The 17,774-nt window shown below is 34.5% G+C and carries 21 protein-coding genes; all 21 read left to right on the forward strand.

The window, feature by feature from the left end; translation table 11 throughout:
• Positions 1–82 precede the first annotated feature (82 nt).
• Complete coding sequence (locus CVU84_08330) at positions 83–301, forward strand: hypothetical protein (protein PKM94920.1); 219 nt, start codon at positions 83–85, stop codon at positions 299–301.
• A 24-nt stretch (positions 302–325) separates the two neighbouring features.
• On the forward strand, positions 326–2,152 hold the full coding sequence (locus CVU84_08335) for a hypothetical protein (GenBank protein PKM94921.1): 1,827 nt from the start codon (positions 326–328) through the stop codon (positions 2,150–2,152).
• A gap of 24 nt (positions 2,153–2,176) precedes the next feature.
• A complete protein-coding gene (locus CVU84_08340; GenBank protein ID PKM94922.1) occupies positions 2,177–3,193 on the forward strand; it encodes a hypothetical protein in 1,017 nt (338 codons plus the stop codon).
• 4 nt (positions 3,194–3,197) lie between these two features.
• Positions 3,198–3,833: a pseudaminic acid biosynthesis-associated methylase gene (locus CVU84_08345; protein PKM94923.1), complete on the forward strand. Its 636-nt coding sequence runs from the start codon at positions 3,198–3,200 to the stop codon at positions 3,831–3,833.
• Between the two features lie 2 nt (positions 3,834–3,835).
• On the forward strand, positions 3,836–4,987 hold the full coding sequence (locus tag CVU84_08350; protein PKM94924.1) for an N-acetyl sugar amidotransferase: 1,152 nt from the start codon (positions 3,836–3,838) through the stop codon (positions 4,985–4,987).
• Positions 4,988–5,004: 17 nt separating this feature from the next.
• Positions 5,005–5,616 carry an imidazole glycerol phosphate synthase subunit HisH gene (locus CVU84_08355; protein PKM94925.1) on the forward strand — a complete coding sequence of 204 codons (612 nt, stop codon included), beginning with the start codon at positions 5,005–5,007 and terminating at the stop codon, positions 5,614–5,616.
• Positions 5,617–5,625: 9 nt separating this feature from the next.
• On the forward strand, positions 5,626–6,399 hold the full coding sequence (locus tag CVU84_08360; protein ID PKM94926.1) for an imidazole glycerol phosphate synthase cyclase subunit: 774 nt from the start codon (positions 5,626–5,628) through the stop codon (positions 6,397–6,399).
• A 25-nt stretch (positions 6,400–6,424) separates the two neighbouring features.
• A complete protein-coding gene (locus tag CVU84_08365; GenBank protein ID PKM94927.1) occupies positions 6,425–7,159 on the forward strand; it encodes an acylneuraminate cytidylyltransferase in 735 nt (244 codons plus the stop codon).
• Positions 7,160–7,191: 32 nt separating this feature from the next.
• The gene (locus CVU84_08370) at positions 7,192–7,662 is read left to right on the forward strand and encodes a GNAT family N-acetyltransferase (protein PKM94928.1); all 471 of its coding nucleotides are present in this window, start codon (positions 7,192–7,194) and stop codon (positions 7,660–7,662) included.
• 14 nt (positions 7,663–7,676) lie between these two features.
• On the forward strand, positions 7,677–8,711 hold the full coding sequence (gene pseI / locus CVU84_08375) for a pseudaminic acid synthase (GenBank protein ID PKM94929.1): 1,035 nt from the start codon (positions 7,677–7,679) through the stop codon (positions 8,709–8,711).
• Position 8,712: 1 nt separating this feature from the next.
• Positions 8,713–9,405, forward strand: coding sequence for a methionyl-tRNA formyltransferase (locus CVU84_08380; protein PKM94930.1), 693 nt, complete (start codon positions 8,713–8,715; stop codon positions 9,403–9,405).
• Positions 9,398–10,081, forward strand: coding sequence for a GlcNAc-PI de-N-acetylase (locus tag CVU84_08385; GenBank protein ID PKM94931.1), 684 nt, complete (start codon positions 9,398–9,400; stop codon positions 10,079–10,081). Before CVU84_08380 ends, CVU84_08385 begins: the two co-directional genes overlap by 8 nt.
• Before the next feature lie 2 nt (positions 10,082–10,083).
• On the forward strand, positions 10,084–11,142 hold the full coding sequence (gene pseG / locus CVU84_08390; GenBank protein PKM94932.1) for a UDP-2,4-diacetamido-2,4,6-trideoxy-beta-L-altropyranose hydrolase: 1,059 nt from the start codon (positions 10,084–10,086) through the stop codon (positions 11,140–11,142).
• A gap of 133 nt (positions 11,143–11,275) precedes the next feature.
• Complete coding sequence (pseC, locus tag CVU84_08395) at positions 11,276–12,490, forward strand: UDP-4-amino-4,6-dideoxy-N-acetyl-beta-L-altrosamine transaminase (protein PKM94933.1); 1,215 nt, start codon at positions 11,276–11,278, stop codon at positions 12,488–12,490.
• Positions 12,491–12,572: 82 nt separating this feature from the next.
• Complete coding sequence (locus CVU84_08400) at positions 12,573–13,523, forward strand: NAD-dependent dehydratase (GenBank protein ID PKM94934.1); 951 nt, start codon at positions 12,573–12,575, stop codon at positions 13,521–13,523.
• Between the two features lie 134 nt (positions 13,524–13,657).
• On the forward strand, positions 13,658–14,056 hold the full coding sequence (locus CVU84_08405) for a flagellar biosynthesis protein FlaG (GenBank protein PKM94935.1): 399 nt from the start codon (positions 13,658–13,660) through the stop codon (positions 14,054–14,056).
• Positions 14,057–14,070: 14 nt separating this feature from the next.
• A complete protein-coding gene (fliS, locus tag CVU84_08410; protein PKM94936.1) occupies positions 14,071–14,469 on the forward strand; it encodes a flagellar export chaperone FliS in 399 nt (132 codons plus the stop codon).
• A 19-nt stretch (positions 14,470–14,488) separates the two neighbouring features.
• Positions 14,489–16,069 carry a hypothetical protein gene (locus CVU84_08415; protein ID PKM94937.1) on the forward strand — a complete coding sequence of 527 codons (1,581 nt, stop codon included), beginning with the start codon at positions 14,489–14,491 and terminating at the stop codon, positions 16,067–16,069.
• Positions 16,070–16,099: 30 nt separating this feature from the next.
• Positions 16,100–16,306, forward strand: coding sequence for a putative motility protein (locus CVU84_08420; GenBank protein PKM94938.1), 207 nt, complete (start codon positions 16,100–16,102; stop codon positions 16,304–16,306).
• Entirely contained in the window at positions 16,307–16,852 is a 546-nt protein-coding gene (locus CVU84_08425; GenBank protein ID PKM94939.1) for a hypothetical protein, read from the forward strand. It abuts the gene before it with no gap.
• 178 nt (positions 16,853–17,030) lie between these two features.
• Complete coding sequence (locus tag CVU84_08430) at positions 17,031–17,714, forward strand: hypothetical protein (protein PKM94940.1); 684 nt, start codon at positions 17,031–17,033, stop codon at positions 17,712–17,714.
• The last annotated feature ends 60 nt before the right edge of the window (positions 17,715–17,774 follow it).

Genomic DNA, 17,774 nt, shown 5'->3' on the forward strand with positions numbered 1-17,774 from the left:
ATGAAATATTATCTAATTTACCAGATTTAAAACTGTAATGTATTATTAGTTTTTGTCGATATATATTCTGAGGTGATTGTAAATGAATCAATTAACTGATATAAGAGAAAGAATAATTGAAGCAGTATACGAATACAAACCAAATCTTATTCATAGAGCAATGGTAGAATTCATTGATGTATATAGTCAACTAATTAATAATGGATACAAATTCAATACGGATACGATAAATGCTGCATTTGAAGCATATAAAAACAATGATTTTTTGAGATTGGCTGATATATTTGAATTTGATTTATAATTAATAAAAAGGAAGAGGAATGATATGACAAACAATATTTATAATTCAAATATTTTATTCTTCAAGGAGCATAGTGTTATTCTATATAATACAATAACAACTGAAACTCCACTTTATCCGGACATAGATGTAAAAATTTTCAATGCTAAGGAGCTAAATTTCATTATTTCTAATAATGAAAGTAAGTGTTACTTGAATAGTTTAGATCATAAAGATAATCAGGCAAATAGGATGTTGGAACAGATAAGCGAAGATGCTGAAATACTTATTTTGTTTGGGTTTGAGACTGGATCTTCTTTGGAAAAGATTTTTATGAATCGCCCTAAGTTAGGGCATATTATTATTATTGAACCATGTCTTCAACTTTTCAAAGAGGTATTAACGAAAAGGGATATCACTGGCATTTTTAAAGCAAATAAAAGCATAAGCATTATTCTAAATCAAACAACTGAGGAAGTAGTAAGATTAATTTCATATATTTTTCAAAACAATAGAAAAAAGAAGATTGCATTTGCCGAACATATAACATATAGGACAATTTTTGGCAACATGTTTGAACAAATAAAAGAGCTTACAAGAGATAATTTTATAAGTGAATCCGTTAATTTACTTACAGCTTATCATACATTGCATCTTTACTCATGCAATTTTATGAAAAATCAAAAGCATGATTTTATTTTTGCAGAAGTCCTTTTTCAGGAACTAAAAAAATTAAAATGTCCAGTAATCATTGTTTCAGCTGGTCCTTCATTGGTTGATAATATGCATATGCTTCATGAGTTGAAAGATAAAGCATTTATTGTTGCAGTTGGTACTGCTATAAGGGTTCTTGATGTTCACGGAATTAAGCCGCACCTTCGTATTGCAATCGATGGCTTTCCCAGTGAATGTATCTTTGAAGGTATAGATACAGAAACAGTACCCCTTCTATACAGTGAAAAAGTTCACTCAGATGTATTGCCCAATTATGATGGAATGAAATATATGATGATTCTCAATGTTGATAGAATTACTCAATATTTTTATAATGACACAGGTTATAAACAAATAACAGTAAGGTCTGGTTATTCTGTTGCAAATCTGGCGTTGGACTTGTTTGCAATGTTGGGTTACAAAAAAGTAATATTAATTGGACAGAATTTGAGCTTTAAAAAAGAGAAACAATATGCGGATGGTGCTAGTGATCATTATAAAATGGATTTAAAAGGACCAGGTATCGTGAAAGCGAGAAATATTAATAATGAAGAGATTCTTACTTCCCTACAATTTTTGAGCATGAGAAATTTGTTTGAAAAGATTATACAACAATTTCCTGAAACAACAGTTATCAATGCTACGGAAGGTGGACTTCCAATTAAAGGAACAATAAATATGACACTTGAACAGGCAGTAGCAGATCTAGAAGTAGAACCTATGCTGACTAACATTCATGAGGTCGTGTTAAGTAAAAATGTAGGCAGAAGTGGCATGCTTCCTAAGATTCGCGAGAATTATAAAAAATTTGTTGATGAAATTGAAAGCCTTTTGTTAATCAACAATAGAAGAGTCGATTATCTTAAGAAATACTCAGGGTACGAAAATATTAGTAATGCAAATTCAAAAAAGCTGAGCGAATTTGAAAGTAAGGTAAAAGAATTTTATGGCGAGTTTAATAAAATTGATGTATATAAATATGTAATATATCCTAGCCTAGAGCATATCGTAACAAGTTTAAAAGACACCTATGCGTATTATGGAGAAGAAACAAACATGAAAATTCAATCGATCTATAAGGGTGTTCTTGCGGAAGCTACAGAGGTTCAACGCTTTGCCCTTCTTCTTAAAGAACTAAGGGGAGAACTTGATTATTAATAATTTATAGGGGAGGTAACAACTTTGTTTGAGAATCAATCTATACTTATAATCGGCGGAACAGGTACTATCGGTCGACAAATTTGCAAATTCATATTATCATATAACCCGAAAGTTGTGAGAATTCTTAGTAGGGATGAATTCAAACAATTTGAGCTTGAGCAGGAGCTAGCTGAATACAACAGCAAGCTTCGATTCCTAATAGGTGATGTCAGAGATGTTAGTCGATTGAATAGGGCTATGAATGATATTGATATTGTATTCGACTTGGCTGCCATGAAACATGTACCTGCTTGTGAATACAACCCTTTTGAAGCAGTACGAACGAATGTGATCGGCACAGAAAATGTAATTAATACGGCTATGGCGAACAATGTAAAAAAAGTTGTTTTTACGAGCACAGACAAGGCTATTGGACCCACTAACGTTATGGGTGCGACAAAGCTTTTGGCTGAACGCTTGATCATTTCCGCTAATTTTACCCAGGGAATGGGTGGCACGATGTTTTCGGTTGTCAGATTTGGTAATGTTATGGGTTCAAGAGGCTCAGTTATTCCGTTTTTTAGAAAACAAATTTTAAAAGATAGAAAAGTTTCAATTACTGTTCCAGAAATGACGAGATACATGATGAGTATTTCACAAGCAGCAGAATTAACCATCAAGGCTGCTGAACTAGCTACTGGTGGTGAAGTATTTGTTTTGAAAATGCCAACTATTAAACTAATCGATTTGGTGGATGTTGTTATTGAACGTATTTGTCGGGAGGAAAATATTAATCCTAAAGATATAATGAAAGAGGTTATCGGCCTCAGAGCTGGAGAAAAAATGTATGAGGAACTTATGACGGAAGAAGAATCTCAACGAGCATTTGAATTAGATGAAATGTATGTGATCAAGCCGGAGTTGTTTTTGAGTCAAGATTTAGAAAAAGCTGAACAACAAGATGCAATGATTAACGTGATATCATCTATGAGTGAAACGGTACTTACAAAGTCAGAAATTCATACATTCCTTGATGAAAATTATTTTGAAAGCAGGTGATTCCATGTCATATCAAACAAAGCAGGAAGAGTTCTGGGCTGGTGAATTTGGAGATCAGTATATAAACCGAAACCAACAGGAGAGAATTCTAGCAAGTAGTATAGCTTTATTTAGCGAGATCTTGAAGAAAACCAGCAATATTTCTTCGGTAATTGAGTTTGGAGCAAATATAGGAGTCAATCTGGATGCAATAAAGCTACTGCTGCCAGATGCAGAATTTGCAGCAATTGAAATCAACCAGACAGCAGCAGATTATTTGAGAGAAAAACAATGGGTGAAAGTATTTCAAGAATCCATTCTTACATGTCCACAAACTTCCCTGTATGATATAGTCGTCATTAGAGGAGTCTTGATTCATATTAATCCAGATGTACTTGATGGTGTCTATCAGAAGCTTTATGATTTTAGTCAAAAATATATCCTTATTGCTGAATATTATAATCCATCTCCAGTTGCAATTGAATACAGAGGCCATCAGGATCGACTTTTTAAACGAGATTTTGCAGGTGATATGTTGGACAAGTTCCCGGATTTGAAGCTCTTAGATTATGGATTTGTTTATCGACGCGATCCTAATTTCCCACAAGATGACATTACTTGGTTCTTGTTAGAAAAAAACAATAAAAAGACGGAGGCATAGAGATGATTCATTACTGTAAAAAATGTGTAATGCCTGACACGAGGCCAAACCTTGCGCTTGACAGTGAGGGAGTTTGCAATGCATGCCGTAGTTATGAGAAGCGTACAGAAATCGATTGGGATAAAAGAAAACAGGAGCTTTTAATCATTTTAGACAAATATCGCTCAAAGGATGGTTCGAATTGGGACTGTATTATTCCAGTGAGCGGCGGAAAGGATAGTACTTACCAAGTCATTAGAATGCTGCAACTCGGTATGAACCCTCTCTGTGTCACTGCGACAACATGTGATTTGTCTGATATAGGAAGACAGAATATTACGAACCTTCAAAATATGGGGGTAGACTATATTGAAATTACCTCAAATAGGAAGATACGCGCTAAATTAAATAGAATTGGATTAACTCAAGTTGGAGATATCTCATGGCCTGAACATGCAGGTATATTTACAATACCAATTAATGCAGCAGTTCAGTATAATGTTCCACTTCTTATATGGGGAGAAAACTCTCAAAATGAATTTGGGGGACCAGCAGCAGAAAGCGAACATAATGTACTTGACAGAAGATGGCTTGAGGAGTTTGGCGGTTTACTGGGTCTTCGTGTAACTGATTTAATTGGTACAGAAGGCATTGAGAAAAAGCATATCATCCCTTTTACATATCCGTCTGATGAAGAACTGAAACGTGTTGGTGTAACGGGTATCTTCTTAGGGCATTACCTTCCTTGGGATGGTTATTCAAATGCATTACTTTCAGAGGCACATGGATTTAAGGCATTTGAGAAAACTGTTGAAGGTTCTATCGTAAACTATGAAAATGTTGACAATCATCAAACAGGTATTCATGATTATTTCAAATTTCTGAAATTTGGTTTTGGACGAGCTACCGATATTGCATCTCTGCATGCAAGAAGAGGTAGAATTCTACGTGAAGATGCTATTGAGCTTGTTAAAATGCATGACGGTAAATTTCCTTGGACATACCTAGGGAAACCATTAGAGAAAATTTTAGAGCCACTAGATATGAGTGTAGATGAATTTATTAAAGTGTGTGATCGTTTTACAAATAAGAAAATTTTTAAATTAGATGCTAGAGGGAATTTGATTAAAGATAGTGCGGGAAATCTGCAAAAGTTAAATGATGATAATATATAAAGTTGGTGACAGTATATATGAAAGTGGCAATTATCGATTATGGAATGTGCAACCTATTATCAGTAAAAAGAGCTTTTGAAGAGTGTGGTGCAGATTCTTTTATTACAACTCAACCTTCAGAACTAGATGAGGCAACTCACATCGTACTACCAGGAGTGGGTGCCTTTCCGGATGCTATGAAAATGCTTACAATAAATGGGTGGGTACCGGAAATTCAAAAAAATGCTAATTTAGGTATACCTATTTTGGGAATCTGCCTTGGCATGCAGCTTCTAGCTGAGTGGGGTGAAGAAGGTGAACGAACAAAAGGACTTGGATTGATCCAAGGAGAGGTGATTCGTTTTGACAAGTCCTATCAAGATCGAATTCCCCATGTAGGCTGGAATGAGTTGCACCAGAAGCAGCCTCATCCTCTTTTTGAAGGATTACCAGATAAAGCAGACTTTTACTTCGTTCATAGCTATCATTTTAGAGTGGAAAATCATATGGACGTACTGGGAACCACTCCGTATTGTGGAGGATTTGTTTCTGTTGTAAACAGACAAAATATATTTGGCGCACAGTTTCATCCGGAAAAAAGTCAGAGAATGGGCTTTAAATTAATCAAAAACTTTTTGAATTATTGTTAAAGGAGAAATATGCTAAAAGTAAGAGTGATACCTACTTTACTTTGGAAAGACGTAGGACTTGTTAAGGGAAAGTCATTTGATAGCTGGAGGCGAGTTGACACCGTTTTGCCTGCAATCAAAGTATATAATCTTCGTGAGGTTGATGAAATAATTCTTATGGATATTTCTGCTACGAAAGATGGTAGAGAACCTGACTACGATTCTATTTCTGATTTTTCCAGTGAATGTTTTGTTCCAATGACAGTTGGTGGAGGCGTTTCAGATATAGAACATATTAAAAATTTACTACGAGCAGGGGCGGATAAGATTGCAATCAATAGTGCAGCTTACAGGGATCCTGATTTGGTAAACAGAGCCTCGGAAAGATTTGGTTCCCAATGCGTTGTTGTTAGCATTGATTGTAAAAAGACTTCTGATGGTTCTTACAGTTGTTATTCAGAGTGTGGAACGCGCCTGGAGGAAGTGAACGTTACAGAATGGGCGAAGGAAATGGAATCTAGGGGTGCTGGAGAGTTATTGATTACATCTATTGAAAATGATGGTACTATGCAGGGATATGATATAGAACTTATTCAAAAAGTTGCTAAGGCCGTTAACATTCCGGTTATTGCATCTGGAGGGGTAGGAAATTATCAGCACTTTGTTGATGCTATTGTCCTAGGACATGCATCGGCTGTTGCTGCAGCAAGTATTTTTCATTTCACCGAACAAACACCACTTGAGGCTAAGAAATATATGGCTAAAAATGGAATACCCGTAAGAAATATAAACACAATGATATAAATAACTTCAAAGAGAGAGGTTTTATATGAAAACTGGGATAATTGTTCAAGCAAGAATGGGTTCAACAAGGTTACCTAGAAAAGTTTTGATGAATTTAGAAGGACAACCGATGTTAGTTCGCGTTTTAGAAAGATTGAAGCAGGTTATTGGTATTGATGAAATAATTGTTGCCACAACAACGAACGAGATGGATGATGCAGTTGAGCTAGTTGCTCGTACTCAAAATGTGATAGTTTATCGTGGCAGTGAGGAAGATGTTTTGTCACGATATTATGAAGCCGCTAAAAAAGAGAATCTTGATATAGTTATACGTGTTACAGGAGATTGTCCGCTGATTGATCCACTAGTTATCACAGAAATACTTGAGTTTTTTAAGACGAATGAGTACGATATTGTATCAAATGCAACGGTAGATCCTCAATTTAGAACTTATCCAAGAGGACTTGACACTGAAATCTTTTCATTTAAAGCACTTGAAGGTGCAAATATAAAGGCTGTAGAGAAAAGCCATCGAGAACATGTAACAATATATATATATGAAAATACAGAACATAAATACTTCTATAAACAGCAACAAGATAATTCGCAATTTCGATGGACAGTTGACACAATTGAAGATTTTGAATTTGTTGAGAATATATATAAAAGATTATATCATGGCGATAATCGTTTTTATCAAAAGGAAATTCTTGAACTGATACAAAATGAACCAGAGCTATTAAAAATAAACGAAATGATAAGGCAAAAGGAAGTTCACTAAATAATATATAAATTTGAAAAATAGGTGACTTTATGAAGTTGGAATTTAAAAAAGCGCATACGAATCAAGATTGTCTCCTGTTATATAAATGGGTAAATGATCCACTAACTCGAAAGAACGCTTTTAACACAGAATTCATTTCCTTCGAGGAACATAATAAGTGGTTTCGTTCAAAAATGAATGATCCGAATACTGTTATTTATATTTGTGTTGAAAAAGAAGAAATGAAAGTACAGATTGGACAAGTAAGACTTGATTTCACAAATCATGTTGGAATAATTGACTATTATGTTGATTCGCAATTCAGAGGAAAAGGGTTTGGATCTGAAATGTTGAAGTTGTTACCGGATCAACTCATAAAAGACGAATTTGTGTTCAGCGAATTAATTGGTAAGGTTAAGAATAGTAATGTGGCTTCTGAAAAAGCTTTCCTTAAAGCAGGTTATCAATTAGAGATAACAAATGGATGGAAGGAATTCAAATGGTTAAATCAGGATAGATAAAAGGAGGAGTTTTTATGTGTGAAGGTAATCCAATCGTAGCATCACCACGGTGCTATATCATAGCCGAAATGTCTGCTAATCATGCAGGTAGCCTTGATAGAGCAATAGAAATTATACATGCTGCAAAAGAAGCAGGAGCAGATTGCATAAAGATTCAAACTTATACGCCTGACACCATGACAATTGACTGCGACAATAAGTATTTCAATATTTCAAAAGGAACCTGGCAGGGTGAAAACCTATATAATTTATATAAAAAAGCATTTACCCCTTGGGAATGGCAAGCGAGAATTAAAGATGAGGCAGATAAAATTGGTATTGATTTTCTTTCAACCCCCTTCGATAATTCAGCTGTCGATTTTCTGGAAAGTATTGGAGTAACAACATATAAAATAGCATCTTTTGAGTTAGTGGATATCCCTTTAATCAAATATGTTGCATCAAAACAAAAACCGATTATAATATCTACAGGAATGGGAAGCTTTGATGAAATTCAGGAGGCTGTTGAAGCTGCTGAAAATGAAGGCAATCACGATCTATTTCTTCTCAAGTGCTCAAGTGTATATCCTGCAATCCCAGAGGATATGAATTTGAAAACGATTAACCACTTAGCAGATGCATTTGGATATCCTGTTGGCCTGTCTGATCACACACTGGGGTCAGTTTCGGCTATTGCAGCCGTTGCGTTAGGTGCTAAAATTGTAGAAAAGCATTTCTGTATAAGTAGGAGAATTGAAAACCCAGATGCATCGTTTTCGATGGAGCCAAGAGAATTTTCTGAGATGGTTAAAAATATAAGAGATACTGAAAAAGCATTGGGCAAGGTATCTTACAAGGTATCTGAAGAAGAAAAGATCAGTATTATATTCAGAAGGTCAATTTTTTCAGTTACGAATATTAGTAAAGGTGAAGCCTTTAATGAGAAAAACATACGAATTATTAGACCAGGTTATGGGTTAAAGCCTAAATTCATGCCTGATATACTTGGTAAACGAGCTGTCAGAGATATTGAAATGGGAATGCCGATTGAATGGGGGATGGTGGAATAAAATGAACATTGTAATTGCCACTGTTAAAAGTTGGAACATAAAGAATGCATTAGAATTTAAGCAGGTAGTAAGTAAGCAAGTAAATGTTCATATAATTGATAACAAGGAAGAGCTTAATTACCAAAAGCTTCAAGAGCTTGATCCAGAATATATATTTTTTACCCATTGGTCATGGATGATTCCAAAAGAAATATATGAAGCGTTTACATGTGTAGTTTTTCATATGACGGATTTGCCATTTGGAAGAGGGGGAAGCCCTTTGCAGAATTTAATTGCAAATGGTATTAGAGATACAAAAATTTCAGCTTTAAAAGTAGACGGAGGTCTTGATGCAGGGCCAATTTATATAAAAGAGACACTGAATTTAAACGGTACAGCTGAGGAAATATTTATTAGAGCCTCAAATACTATATTTAGAGAAATGATACCTAAAATATTGGACAATAAATTATTGCCTGTTGAACAAAATGGGGAAGCGGTAGTATTTAAAAGAAGAAAAATCGAAGATGGAGAAATTACAGATGACTTCAACCTTGAAAAGATATATGATTATATAAGGATGCTTGATGGTGAGGGCTATCCCAAGGCATATATCAATTTTGGGGGATTACGATTAGAATTTTCAAGAGCATCTTTGAAAAACGGAAAGATCATTGCAGACGTTGAGATAAAAGAGGTGGATAACAATGAGTAAAATTTTAGTCATAGTAGCACATCCTGATGATGAAATACTTGGCCTTGGCGGAACAATAAAGAAATTAACCCTTGCAGGGCACACCGTAGACTGCCTTATATTAGGAGAGGGATTAACATCAAGAGAAAACAACCGTCTTGATACAGAAAAAAAACAGCTGGATATTCTTAAGGAAGATACTTTGAAGGCGGCTGCAATAATTGGATTTAACAAGGTGTATTTTTCGAATCTTCCAGATAATCGATTTGATTCTGTTGATTTTTTGGATGTGGTAAAAGAAGTTGATAAATTCATTCAGGAAGTTCAACCTGAGATAATTTACACACATCACTATGGTGACCTAAATATTGACCATAGAGTCACTTTCAATGCAGTAATTACGGCTTGCAGACCTATCGGTGATTATTTTACAAAGGAAATTTATTGCTTTGAAACGCCTTCATCTACGGAATGGAATTTCCAATATGGAGATAATTTATTCAAACCAAATGTATTTGTAGACATCGAAAGTACAATTGAGTACAAGCTTAATGCTATGGCTGAATATAAATCAGAAATAAGGGAGTATCCTCATCCTAGATCGTTAGAAGCTCTTGAAGTAATTGCGAAAAGGTGGGGAACTGTTGTAGGAAAGAAATATGTAGAAGCTTTTGAACTGATTAGAAAGGTTGAATAAAAATGTTGAAAATTCTCTTTAGAGTAGACGGAAGCCAAAGAATCGGTATGGGTCATATAATACGCTGTCTTTCACTTGCAAAGGAATTAAAAAATGCAGGTGTTGAAGTTGCGTTTATTACCAAACATAAAGAGGGAGAAAGCAAGGTCATAAGTAGTGGCTTTAAGGCATTTAGGATACCATGTGATATAGAAGATTCGAGTGAAGGGTTTTATTATGGTAGCCCAGAGGATTTAATCGAGGAATCGGGTTATATAATTAATTTAATCAGTAACGTGAAGCCCCAAATTTTAATCATAGATTCATATAACGTCTCTATGGATTTTTTTTCAGCGCTCAAACAAGAGGTGAAAACTGTTTACATAGATGATATCAATCGTTTCAATTACCCAGTGGATATGATCATTAACGGAAACATAAATGCTACAGACCTTAATTACACAAAACATACTGTAGCTGAGCAAATGCTCCTTGGAATTGATTATAATATGATTCGTAATGAATTTAAAGATTTGCCCAAAAGAATTGTTGCTAAAGAAATTACTCAAATAATGATAACTACAGGCGGCTCGGATTTATTTGGACTTTCTCAGAAATTATCCAAATGGATTTTAACCAATTCGAAATTTGAGAATATACAAATCAATCTCATAGTTGGATCTGCTTTTTCAAATAAATCAGAACTCAATAAACTTGCCCTTGAACACAAAAATTTTGTTTTATATGAAAACCCTAAGAAAATATCCGAAATTATGCTGCAATCTGACATAGCTATTTCATCAGGAGGCAGTACGCTTTACGAACTTTGTGCTTGTGGTACACCTACAATTTCTTTTATAGTGGCGGATAATCAGCTGGGGATAGTATTGAGAATGAACGAACTTGGACTTGTACAATCGATAGGTTGGCATAATGAATTAGAAGAAGAAAGTCTTATAAAGAACCTTTCCAATTTAATGGAAAACTTTGAAAAAAGAAAAGAAATTAGCTCTAATGGACAAAAACTGGTGGACGGAAACGGCTGCAGTAGAATTGTTGAAAAACTATTGCAAATGATATAAGTCTTATTAAAAACTATAGGTTTAAGTCAAGATGTTTGTTTATAAAGGTAAAGATAAAGATCAAGATATAGAGTAAGAGTAAGAGTAAAATCAAGCGTAAAACTTAAATACTCGCTATAAAAGAGGTGGAAATATGCTAAATGATAAAGAAAGCCAACTCGCAATACATAAAGGAAGACCAGTGCGTGATAGTCTTTTACCATATGGAAAACAATACATAGATGACGACGATATAGCAGCAGTTGTTGCAACGTTAAAGAGCGATTTTGTTACTTGTGGTCCGATGGTGGATGCATTTGAAAAAAACCTTGCACAGTCAGTTGGTACAAAGTTTGCAGTCGCTGTTTCCAATGGGACGGCCGCCCTCCATGCTGCCTGCTTTGCGGCGGGCATAACAGAAGGCGATGAGGTAATCACGACACCAATGACCTTTGCGGCTTCAGCTAATTGCATTCTTTATTGTGGTGGAACGCCCGTCTTTGCAGATATTGACCCAAAAACTTGGAACATTAATCCCAAAGAAATTGAGAAAAAGATTACTTCGAAAACAAAAGCAATCATCCCTGTTGATTATACAGGAATGCCAGTTGATATTGATGCAATCAACCTTATCGCCCAAAAACATAATTTGATTGTTATTCAGGACTCAGCTCATTCTCTTGGCGCAAGCTATAAGGGCAAAAGAGTGGGAAGTCTTACAGATATGAGTGAATTTAGTTTTCACCCAGTTAAGCATATAACAACTGGTGAGGGTGGAGCGGTTGTAACAGATAACGAGGAGCTTTACAAAAAACTATTATTATTCAGAACACATGGAATTACTAGGGACTTAACACTTTTAGAAGATCATACTCAAAGTAGTTGGTATTATGAACAGCAGCATTTGGGTTATAACTATAGAATAACTGATATTCAGTGTGCTCTTGGAAACAGCCAATTAGGTAAATTAGATGACTTTGTAAAGCGTAGAAGAGAAATTGTTCATAAATATCGGCTTGCCTATTCAAAAATCAAAGAAATTACTTTACAAGATATACCCGATTACTGCGATTCGAGCTGGCATTTGTTTGTGATAAAACTAAACATTAAGATGCTCAATGCTTCAAGGAATGATATTTTTGATGCGTTAAGGGCTGAAAATATAGGGGTTAATATGCATTATATTCCGGTATATCTGCATCCTTATTATAGTAAGTTGGGTTATGAAAAGGGACTATGTCCAAATGCAGAAGAATTGTACGAAGGAATTATTTCACTCCCATTATTTCCAACTATGAAGGATGAGGATGTTGAGGATGTTATGAAGGCGGTTAAAAAAGTTATTCATTTTTATCGAAAGAAAATTTAGATTCAGTAAATAATTTTTATTAAAAAAATAAGTAAGATTTAGCGTAATGCGATTGCTCAATCTTAGAAAAGAGGTGTTAGATTTGAATATACTTGTTACAGGCGGAGCAGGTTTTATAGGTAGATGGGTAGTGAAAAAACTTCTTGCCGATCAACATAATGTATGGGTGCTTGACAATTTATCAAATGGTAGTGAGGAAAACCTGAAGGAATTTGAAGAAAATAAAAACTTCGTTGAGTTTACAAAAGGCGACATAAAAGACAATTTAGTATTAGAAAAACTATTTCAGAATAATTATGAGGTTTGTTATCATCTTGCTGCGAGCATTAACGTTCAAGATAGTATCGATGATCCCAAAACCACATTTGAAAATGATACAGTTGGAACCTTTCATGTGCTTGAACAGTGCAGAAAGCATAATACAAAAATGGTTTTTATGAGTACCTGTATGGTTTATGACAAGGCAAATGATGAATCGGGCATAACGGAATGTGACCCTATAAAACCAGCATCTCCATATGCTGCAAGTAAGATAGCAGGTGAGAATATAGTGTTATCCTATTGGTATGCGTACAAACTTCCTGTTGTGGTTGTAAGGCCTTTTAACACCTATGGACCTTTCCAAAAGTCAGGAGGAGAAGGTGGAGTTATTGCAATATTCATTAAAAAGGCATTGCAAGGAGAATCGCTTAACATATATGGTGAAGGTTCTCAGACAAGAGATTTGCTTTATGTAGATGATTGTGCCAATTTTGTAGTACAAGCTGGATTTTCGGATCAAGTAAATGGAGAAATTGTGAATGCAGGACTTGGAAGAGACATTACTATAAATGACTTAGCCCTTATCATTTCTGGGGATATAAAAAAAATCAACCATGTTGAACATATCCATCCTCAAAGTGAAATTGCAAAACTTTTATGTAATTATAATAAGGCAAAAGAATTGCTGGGTTGGTCTCCACAAGTGTCGCTTGAAGATGGCATCGAAAAGACGAAATCTTGGATAAAAGCAACAGACTTAAATAAACTGTAATTTCCATAAAATATTCTAACGTAAGAATTTGCATATATCTATTAATATTTACGATAATATGCCGATATATCATATACAAAAGAATGTAGTATGTTACCGTGAATAGTAGTTATGACAAACAAGGAGGTTATATTATGAAAATTGAGGGTAACGGGTTTGAAGTTAAAACATTTCAACAACCTCAACAAAACAGAACGGATTCTGTAACAGCTAGTGTTGAAGCAGCGCCTGTGGTCAATCAGAGGGCACATCAAGTAGAAGTGATAAAAGCTGCAACGATTGAAGTTGCAGAAATTAGTCAGGCAGAAAATGAACACGAGGTCATTAAAGCAATTGAAAGGGCCAATAAGCATATTCGCTCATTTGATCGAAAACTAGAATTTTCTATCCATGATACAACAAAACAAATCATGGTCAAGGTAATAGATACAGAAAATGACACAGTTATTAGGGAAATTCCATCAGAAAAAATACTTGATATGGTTGCGCATCTCTGGGAAGTGGCGGGTATATTAGTAGACGAAAAGAGATAACTGGAGGTTATATTATGACAACAAATAAGCAAGACATCTACATGTCAAACACAATTATGCAAGCATCCAAGGAAGAACTAACACTCATGTTATACAATGGTGCAATTAAGTTTTGTAATAAAGCTATTATGGCAATCAATGATAACAATATGAATGATGCACATCATAACATCGTTAGGGTTGAAGATATTATTTCGGAATTCCAAGCTTCCTTGAATCCAGAGTTTGAAGTAACAAAAAGCTTTACAATAATGTATGACTATCTTCAAAGAAGACTTATAGAAGCCAACATTCAAAAAGACATTTCGATTCTTGAAGAAGTCAATGGATTTCTAAGAGAATTTCGTGACACATGGAAAGAAGCTATGAACATTGCAAAAGGGAAAAAGCCACCCATTAATAGGTTAGCATAAGATCGGTAGGTGAATTATTATGGCAGGAATGCAAATATCAGGTCTAGCATCTGGAATGGATACAGACACTATTATAAAAGACTTAATGAAGGCTCAACAAAACAAAATCGATAAAGTAAATAAACAAAAGATGAAAGTTGAGATGAAAAAAGAAGTTTGGGAAGAAATGAACACCAAGCTTTATAGTTTTTACACAAAACAAGTATTTGATTTGAAATCTGCAGGAACTTATAAAGCAAAATCAGCAACAGTCAGTGATGAGACAAAACTTAGTGTATCAGCGTCCACATCGGCTGCAGCAGGAGTACATACATTTAGTGTAACCCAATTAGCCAAAAGTGCACATCTTTATAGCAATGCCATAAGTGACGATACAGTTGTAACTGGTGAAGCCATGGCCTTTAAGATGTCAGATGGCACTACTACTGCAGATATAAATTTGGCATCAGGTGCAACAATAAGTGACTTAGTAACAGCGATTAATGGTGCGGATCTAAATATTACGGCGTCCTATGATAGTAAGAACAAACGTATATTTTTAAATTCTACTACGATGGGAGACGCTTCAACGATTAAATTCGAAAATGTTGACACAGCCCTTGAGGGTGACTTTTTCAAAAAAATTGGATTTAATGTAAATACACTTAACGAAATCAAAGATACAGAGGCCATTTTTTATAAAGATGCTGGTGGTACTGTTGCGACCCTCACGGAGTATACCGCTATGGATCCAGCTACACAAGCACTTTATACTCAATTTGCTGATTTAGGTGCAGCCGGGCAAAAATCCACTTATGAATACAATGGTGTTGCCTTTGAAGGAGATTCTAATACAGTCACTGTAAATGGGTTATCTTTGACTTTTAAAGCGGAAGTTAATGATATTAAAATTAACGTGACTGACAATAAAGATGCAATTTACAATAGGATTAAAGATTTCATTAAAGCATATAATACTTTGATTGAAGAAATTGCAACGAAGTTGGATGCTAACCCAAATAAATATGATCCATTAACAGATGTAGAAAAAGAAAGTCTTGATGATAAAACAATAGAAAATTGGGAAAATAAGGTTAAAGAAGCACTCTTAAGAAGAGATGACAAGTTAACGAGTGTCTCAAACTTTATGAGAATTATTATTAATGCTAGTAGTGGTGTAGATACTTCACTACTTTCAGATGGGTTTAAATTTCTTTCAGATGTTGGCATTACTACAGGTAATTACACAGAAAAAGGTAAACTTCATATTCAAGGCGATTCGGAGGATTCATTATATAGTTTGAATGAAAACAAACTTAAGAAAGCGATTGATGAAAACCCTGAAAAAGTTGCGGAGTTATTTATGGCTATTGGAAATGAACTGTATTCAAAAATGGCAGAAAAAATGAAATCTACTAGCTTAAACAGTGCTTTCACTTTTTACAATGATAAACAAATGAAGAAGCAGGTCGTAGATTATGAAGATAGAATGGCAAAGCTAGAAGATAAAATGATAACGATGGAAACCCGTTACAGAGCCCAGTTTACAGCAATGGAGAAGGCTATCCAAAGGGCTAATAGTCAGAGTACAAATATAACCAACATGTTAAGCGGTTCCTAGTTAGACTATATCACTTAAGGATATGATTATATGGACATAGCGGCACTATCAGCAGTCATGGCAAAAAGCAGTTTAGCTGTTCAAGTAGGAACTTCAGTCCTTTCTATTAATAAAGATTTAATGGAACAACAGGGACAAGCCCTAATGACACTCCTTCAAGCAGCCAACACGGCTACTCCAAATATGGAACAAAGTGTTTCGCCTCACATTGGAGGAAATATAGATATAAAATTATAATTGAATATTCATGTGATAAAGACTAGAATCGGCGGTGTTGTTTTTGAAGGAAGTGATAAAATGGATAGTATTATAATCTTATTAAATACAATTGAAAATTATATTAATCAGAAGTTGGAAGTATTTCAACAGCTTCTGACACTTACACTAGAACAAGAGAAAGTGTTAGAACATGAGGAGGTTGATTTGCAATCTTTTGAGGAGCTGCTGAATACGAAAGACAATCCTATTCAAAAGCTGGATCAAATAAATGAAGACTTATCATTAATACTTGATCAAAATGAACAACTTCTGAGTAGTGGGTTAGAAGCGCACAGAGATCAGATTAATCAAATTCGATATAAGCTCGAAAAACTCAGTTCACTCGGTAAGGATATTAGCAAAGCCGAGGAAACAAATAAGGAAAAGATAGAGCAGCAATTTAACGTTAAGCGAAAAGATATAAGTGCTTTTAAGAAATCCAAGCATGTAGCATCTAAGTATAACCAAAATATGAGTGATACACATCAAAGCGACATGTCTTATTTTATGGACAGAAAGAAGTAAAAATGATGAAATTATAAAAAAGCAGGCATAATCGGTGGTTTTGTCTGTTTTGGTTTTAATTCTATTTTAAATAATAAACTTGTTCTAGCATTAAAGTTAAAAACCTAGTTTTTCTATAATCAGGTAGTAATTGTTAGAAAGAAGTAGAGATTTTTATTAAAGAAAAGAGGGATGATTTATGAATTATTTAAGTTTAAACAAAAATTATTGGGAAAAGGGATACAATGCCCCAAATGTTGATCATCAAGTGTTTCGTTTTTATGGAAGAATACTAAAACCACAATTTCAGCTGGGTGGTAATTTTGAAAAATTGGTGGATTTTGGTTGTGGACAAGGCGCAGCTGTTAATTATTTTGCAAACCATGGGTTTAATGTTAAAGGTGTTGACATAAGTAATACTGACATTAGTATTGCACAAGCAAGGTTTTCGCATATTGCGGATAGATTTTGTGTGTGTGATCCATGTCCCCAAAATAATGAATATTATGGTTTTCATGAAGATGTAGATGTGATAACAGCAATTCAATCATTATATTATTTTAATGATGAGGATTTTGAGGCATGTATGGAAAAATTATGGAAATCAATGAAACCTGGTGGTGTTTTTTTTGCAACAATGATGGGAGAAAAATCTTCAGAATTTTTCGATAATTCAAAAGATGCTGGCAATGGTTTGCGTGTCGTAAATTTTAAAAATGATCGACTTGAAGTTAAAGAATATTATATGTCTTTTATTAAAGACGAAGAGCATTTAATTAAGAAATTTTCAATGTTTAAACCTGTACATATAGGTTACTATGCTGCAAAGTTACGAAGTGATGAAGGAGATGGCTTCCATTATACTTTTTGTGGAATAAAATAGAAAACTTATATAATCACAAAAGTTATCAAAAGTGGATTGCTCTTTTAAATTATATATGAG

The sequence above is a fragment of the Firmicutes bacterium HGW-Firmicutes-1 genome, from assembly GCA_002841625.1.
GTDB lineage: Bacteria > Bacillota > Clostridia > Lachnospirales > Vallitaleaceae > HGW-1.

Excerpts from the sequence above, each read along its gene's own strand:
- CVU84_08330 (PKM94920.1), top strand. The coding sequence starts at position 83 with ATGAATCAATTAACTGATATAAGAGAAAGAATAATTGAAGCAGTATAC.
- CVU84_08335 (PKM94921.1), top strand. The coding sequence starts at position 326 with ATGACAAACAATATTTATAATTCAAATATTTTATTCTTCAAGGAGCAT.
- CVU84_08345 (PKM94923.1), top strand. The coding sequence starts at position 3,198 with ATGTCATATCAAACAAAGCAGGAAGAGTTCTGGGCTGGTGAATTTGGA.
- CVU84_08350 (PKM94924.1), top strand. The coding sequence starts at position 3,836 with ATGATTCATTACTGTAAAAAATGTGTAATGCCTGACACGAGGCCAAAC.
- CVU84_08355 (PKM94925.1), top strand. The coding sequence starts at position 5,005 with ATGAAAGTGGCAATTATCGATTATGGAATGTGCAACCTATTATCAGTA.
- CVU84_08360 (PKM94926.1), top strand. The coding sequence starts at position 5,626 with ATGCTAAAAGTAAGAGTGATACCTACTTTACTTTGGAAAGACGTAGGA.
- CVU84_08365 (PKM94927.1), top strand. The coding sequence starts at position 6,425 with ATGAAAACTGGGATAATTGTTCAAGCAAGAATGGGTTCAACAAGGTTA.
- CVU84_08370 (PKM94928.1), top strand. The coding sequence starts at position 7,192 with ATGAAGTTGGAATTTAAAAAAGCGCATACGAATCAAGATTGTCTCCTG.
- pseI (PKM94929.1), top strand. The coding sequence starts at position 7,677 with ATGTGTGAAGGTAATCCAATCGTAGCATCACCACGGTGCTATATCATA.
- CVU84_08380 (PKM94930.1), top strand. The coding sequence starts at position 8,713 with ATGAACATTGTAATTGCCACTGTTAAAAGTTGGAACATAAAGAATGCA.
- CVU84_08385 (PKM94931.1), top strand. The coding sequence starts at position 9,398 with ATGAGTAAAATTTTAGTCATAGTAGCACATCCTGATGATGAAATACTT.
- pseG (PKM94932.1), top strand. The coding sequence starts at position 10,084 with ATGTTGAAAATTCTCTTTAGAGTAGACGGAAGCCAAAGAATCGGTATG.
- pseC (PKM94933.1), top strand. The coding sequence starts at position 11,276 with ATGCTAAATGATAAAGAAAGCCAACTCGCAATACATAAAGGAAGACCA.
- CVU84_08405 (PKM94935.1), top strand. The coding sequence starts at position 13,658 with ATGAAAATTGAGGGTAACGGGTTTGAAGTTAAAACATTTCAACAACCT.
- fliS (PKM94936.1), top strand. The coding sequence starts at position 14,071 with ATGACAACAAATAAGCAAGACATCTACATGTCAAACACAATTATGCAA.
- CVU84_08415 (PKM94937.1), top strand. The coding sequence starts at position 14,489 with ATGGCAGGAATGCAAATATCAGGTCTAGCATCTGGAATGGATACAGAC.
- CVU84_08420 (PKM94938.1), top strand. The coding sequence starts at position 16,100 with ATGGACATAGCGGCACTATCAGCAGTCATGGCAAAAAGCAGTTTAGCT.
- CVU84_08430 (PKM94940.1), top strand. The coding sequence starts at position 17,031 with ATGAATTATTTAAGTTTAAACAAAAATTATTGGGAAAAGGGATACAAT.